Annotated in this window: 3 protein-coding genes; 2 read left to right on the top strand and 1 reads right to left on the bottom strand. The window is 64.7% G+C overall.

The annotated features are described in order from the left end of the window. Nucleotides 1–918, top strand: a 918-nt coding sequence (locus Q8M13_RS09295; protein WP_305299589.1) for an acyl-CoA dehydrogenase family protein, incomplete at its 5' end; no start/stop codon positions are given. 44 nt (nucleotides 919–962) lie between these two features. Next, the gene (locus Q8M13_RS09290; RefSeq protein WP_305299587.1) at nucleotides 963–2099 is read left to right on the top strand and encodes an acyl-CoA dehydrogenase family protein; all 1137 of its coding nucleotides are present in this window, start codon (nucleotides 963–965) and stop codon (nucleotides 2097–2099) included. Between the two features lie 761 nt (nucleotides 2100–2860). On the opposite strand, the gene Q8M13_RS09285 is transcribed toward Q8M13_RS09290, so the two are convergent. Beyond that, entirely contained in the window at nucleotides 2861–4780 is a 1920-nt protein-coding gene (locus tag Q8M13_RS09285; protein WP_305299585.1) for a PAS domain-containing protein, read from the bottom strand. Nucleotides 4781–5081: the final 301 nt, after the last annotated feature.

Below are 5081 nucleotides of genomic sequence, written 5' to 3'. Positions count from 1 at the left end.
ATGGGCGTGATGATGTTCGGCCCGACCCTGCTGGAGTACGGCACGGAAGAGCAGAAGCAAGAGCACATCCCGCCGATCGTTCGGGGCGACCTGCAATGGTGCCAAGGTTTCAGCGAGCCGGGCGCAGGTTCCGACCTCGCCGCCCTGCAGTGCAAGGCTGAAGACAAGGGCGATCATTACCTGGTCAACGGCCAGAAGATCTGGACTAGCGGCGCCCAATACGCTGACTGGTGCTTCTGCCTGGTCCGCACGGACACCTCCAAGAAGCATGAAGGCATTTCCTTCGTGCTCTTCACGATGCATCAGCCGGGCGTCGAAGTTCGCCCGATCCCGCTGATCGCCGGCAACTCGCCCTTCTGCGAAACCTTCCTGACCGACGCTCGCGCGGAAAAGAAGGATCTGGTTGGCCCGCTGAACGGCGGCTGGACCATCGCCAAGCGCTTGCTGCAACACGAACGTTCGGGCCTGTCGGGCGCGGGCGGCGGCGGATACGGCGGCGCCAAGCCGCTGCCGAAGCTGGCCAAGGACTATGTGGGCGTCGACGAAGCCGGCAAGCTGGCCGACAGCGACCTGCGCACCCGCATCATCATGAACGAGATCGATGGTCGCGCCTTCCAGCAGACCGCCGTGCGCGCGATGATGGAAGCCAAGGGCAATTCCGGCCCGTCGGCGGCCACGTCGATCATGAAGAACGCCGGCACCCGCTGGATGCAGGACAAGGCCGAACTGACCCTGGAAGTCATGGGTCACCAGGGCCTCGGCTGGGAAGGCGACGCCTTCAACGCCGACGAGCTGACCGCGGTTCGCTCCTGGCTGGGCGGCAAGGCCACGACGATCTACGGCGGTTCGCAAGAGGTGCAGAACAACATCATCTCCAAGCGCATCCTCGGCCTGCCCGACCTGACGCAGCACAGCTAAACATCAGAACAACCACAGATTTTTAAAGAATAGGATTTCGAAACATGGCCGTTCTGAACGAAGAACAGAGCATGCTCCGCGACGCGGCGAAGAGCTGGGTCCAGGAAAAGAGCCCGGTGACCGCCTTCCGCAAGATGCGCGACTCGGGCGTTGAACTTGGCTACGACGCCGCCGCCTGGAACGAGCAGGCTGAAATGGGTTGGGCCGGGGTCATCATCCCGGAAGACTTCGGTGGGTCGAACTTCGGCTACCTGTCCCTGGGCCTGATCCTTGAGGAAATGGGCCGCACGCTCACCGCCTCGCCGCTGCTGGCCTCGGGCCTGGCGGCCGCCAGCGCCCTGATCCTGGGCGGCAACGACGCCCAGAAGGGCGAGTACCTGCCGAAGATCGCCGACGGTTCGCTGGTCGCCACCCTGGCGGTCGACGAAGGCGCTCACCACGCTCCGGAAAAGGTCGCCCTGACCGCCGAGAAGTCGGGCGCCGGCTACAAGCTGAACGGCAAGAAGACCTTCGTTCTCGAAGGTCCGGGCGCCGGTCTGTTCGTGGTTTCGGCCCGCACCTCGGGCAAGCCGGGCGACAAGGACGGCATCAGCCTGTTCCTGGTTCCCGCCGACGCCAAGGGCGTGAGCCGTCAGAACCTGAAGCTCGCCGACAGCCGCGGCGCCTCGAACGTCTCCTTCGACAACGTCGAAGTCGGCGCCGACGCTCTGCTGGGCGCCGAAGGCAAGGGCTGGGACGTCCTGGAAAAGACCCTCGACCGCGCCCGCGCCGGCGTGTCCGCTGAAATGCTCGGCGCCGCCGTCCAGGCCTTCGAGACCACTCTCGACTACTTGAAGGTCCGCGTTCAGTTCGGCCAGGTGATCGGCTCCTTCCAAGCGCTGCAACACCGCGCCGCGAAGATGTTCACCGACCTCGAACTGGCCCGCTCGGCCGTGGAAGCGGCCCTGCAAGCCATCGACGCCGACAGCCCGGACGTTCCGGAACTGGTCAGCCTGGCCAAGGCCAAGATGGGCGACACCTTCCACCTGGTGTCGAACGAAATGGTCCAAATGCACGGCGGCATCGGCATGACCGACGCCCACGACGCCGGCTTCTACATGAAGCGCGCCCGTGCGGCCGAAGCTGCCTTCGGCAGCCAGTCCTATCATCGCGACCGCTACGCGAAGATCCAGGGCTACTAAAGACCCACAGGCCGTAAGAGCCTGAAACTCAGAGCCCCGCCGGTGCGAACCGGCGGGGCTTTTCATTTGTGGGGCTTAGGCCGCTCGAAGCCTCCGACTCCGCTCGCGCCGTCAAACGCGCCTGACGCACCGTGACTTTCTACGGAACTAATTGCCGCCGAATTCGCTCATTGTCCCAGACCAAACGCCGAGCACTCCAATCACCGCACCACAGCGGCTCTGGATTGCCGAAGCCATTGCCCTGGAGAACAGTCATGAACAGCATTATTTACATCGTTGGTCTTGTGGTTGTCGTTGGGGCGATCTTGTCGTTTGTGTTCTAATCGGCACAAGATCGCGCTGAACTTAGGCGGCGCACTGGAACCTAAATAAACAACCCCGCCGATAGCAATCGGCGGGGTTTGTTTATTTGCGGGAAAGGGCGGCCGAAGACGCTCAGATCACTGCGGGCAGAGCTGCCATCTGATCGAGTTTGTGACTCCAGCGAAGCGTCGGACACTGAGGCCGGACGACCGCCCTCGCCAGTAGCGGCTGTCGTGCCACATCAGAACCGTCCTGATTCCACACTAAGGCTGACAGATATAGCGGGGAGCGCTGACGGCCACCGTGCCGACAAGCGGACCTCGGTATGGCCTCCGAAGGGTGGAATGACGACATTCCTCCGCACCTGGTCAGAGAACGTTCTTGTACCTCGTGTGACGCTGCGGAGGCAGGGATGCTCTTAGGCGCGATTGGGGGCCAGGACGGGGCGCGTCCCCCATTTAGGCTTCCCGCATGATCTTCGCAGAGTACGCGGCCAGCTGCGCAAGCAGATCGGCTGAGACGATCGGCTTCTCGAGCGTGGCGTCGAAGTGTTGGCGCCAGGGCTGCGCCGCCGACGGCGTCGCCTCCGCCGTGAAGGCAAGGATTGGCGTCGAGGCGTTGCGTCCCGGATGTGCGCGAATGAGTTGGACCGCCGCCGGCCCGTCGATCCCGGGCATGCGGATATCCATCAGGATGACGTCGAAGGGCTCCGACCTGGCCGCGGTGACAGCCTCGCCACCGCCGCTCGCCTCGCTGACGATGACCCCGTACGGCTCGACGATCTTGCGCACCAGTTCCCGGTTAGACGGATCGTCATCGACGACTAGCAGCCGCAACCCACCCAGCTCTTCCGTCGGCGCGAGTGTTTCTTCGGCAGATTGCCGCCCCCAGGCGCCCGTGTTGGCTAGTTCGCAGGGAATTTCGACCCAGAAGCAGCTTCCCTCGCCGGCGATGCTCAGCACGCCCACGTCTCCCCCCATCGCCTCGGCCAGCCCCTTGGAGATCGCCAGGCCAAGACCGGTGCCGCCGAACGCCCGGCTGGTGGAGGCGTCGACTTGGGAGAAGCGCTGGAACAGCCGGTCCACCCGGTCCGCGGGGATGCCAGGCCCGGTATCGATCACCTCGTATCGCAGCCTGTGCGTCGGATGGTCATAGGAACATCGCAGCGAGACGCTGCCCGAGGTTGTGAACTTCACCGCATTGCCGATGAGGTTCACCAGGATCTGGCGAAGCCGCGCGTCATCGGCCAGCACCAGGGCGGGCGCGTCGACCGCCTCCAGACTGTGTGCCAGCCCCTTCCTGTCCATCGCGGGCTCGAACATCTCCAGCGATTGGCGCCCGAGGGCGAGCGGATCGGTCGCCCGGCGCACGATCTCAACCTGGCCAGCCTCAAGTTTGGAGAAGTCGAGCACCTCGTTGATCGTCGCGAGAAGCACCGTGCTCGCGTCGCTCACGCGGGCGAGATAGCGCTGCTGGATCTCGTCCATGCCCCCGCGCCTTGCGAGCAATTCGGCGTAGCCGATGATGGCGGTCAGGGGATTCCTCAGTTCGTGGCTTACGTTCGAGACGAAGGCGCTTTTCGCGGCTGTCGCTGCCTCGGCGGCTTCGCGGGCGACCTCGAGGGCGGCGTTCGTATCCCTCAGGCGTTCTTCCGTCTGCTTCAGGGGGCTGACGTCGGTCACCATGGCGTAGAAGCCTTGAACCGCGCCCCGGGTGTCCACGTCAGGAACGTATTGCGCCCAGGTGTGGCCGACCTCGCCCGACGGCTTTCGCAGCGACCGCTCGAAGCTCTGTGGCTTCCCGGCCAGGGCGCCGCGGATGAACGGCTCGTTTCTTCGGAACAGGTCTTCACCCATCAGGGACTGCATGGTGAGGCCGACCATTTCCTCCCGCGAGCGCCCGAACCACTCCAGGTACTTCTCGTTGGCGAACCGGCACCTAAGATCCAGGTCCCAGTAGGCGATCATCGCGGGAACGTGGTCGATGATGGTCCGCAACTCCCGGACTGCGCGATCCTGGTTCTCGACCGCCGCCGCCAGTTCGAGCTCTCGGCGCTTCTCCACGGTGATGTCTCGCCAGCTCGCCGCGACGCCCCCCTTCTCCAGCGGAAAGATGCGGGTGTTCGTCCACCGCCCCGTGCTCGGGCTCAGGACGTCGATCTGGACGGCCTCGCGCTCGCACATCACCCGTTCCAGGGCCGCACCCAGGTCCGTGCCCTTCGCGGCGGGGAAACAGTCCCAGATCGTGCGTCCGAGCAACTCGCTTCGATCACGCCCGAAGAAGAGCTCGGCCTGGTGATTGAAGAAGGCCACGCGCCAGTCCGCCTCGAGCGCGTAGATCGCGTCCCCAGTTCCGTCGAGGATCTCGGCGTTGATCAAACTTCGCCTCAAGGTGCGAGCGGCGATAGACAACAATCATCGCCAGTTTCTTGGGGCGCAGCTTTGACGGTTCGCAATCGCGCGGCGCCGAAAGCCACCGCTCGGCGCCCGCTCGACGACCGTCTGTGAATCTCGGCGCCTAGCGTGAGGCAGGCGACGGTGCCTCGACCAAGGTCCGCCATGGGTCGAGGCTGTGTAAAAACTCGCTGCCGACGTGATTGGCGCGCGGGTCGGCGCGGCGGGAGACGCGGGGTCGCCCTCAGGCCCGGATTGCGGCGATGAGCGGCGCCGTCCCGAGGAT

The organism is Phenylobacterium sp., from assembly GCF_030681155.1.
Taxonomy (GTDB): domain Bacteria; phylum Pseudomonadota; class Alphaproteobacteria; order Caulobacterales; family Caulobacteraceae; genus Phenylobacterium.
The sequence above is the reverse complement of the archived record's forward strand: the minus strand, read 5'-3'. Positions and strand labels throughout refer to the sequence as shown.

What these genes read in the sequence shown, in the direction of transcription:
- Q8M13_RS09290 (WP_305299587.1), top strand. Translation starts at nt 963, where the DNA reads ATGGCCGTTCTGAACGAAGAACAGAGCATGCTCCGCGACGCGGCGAAG.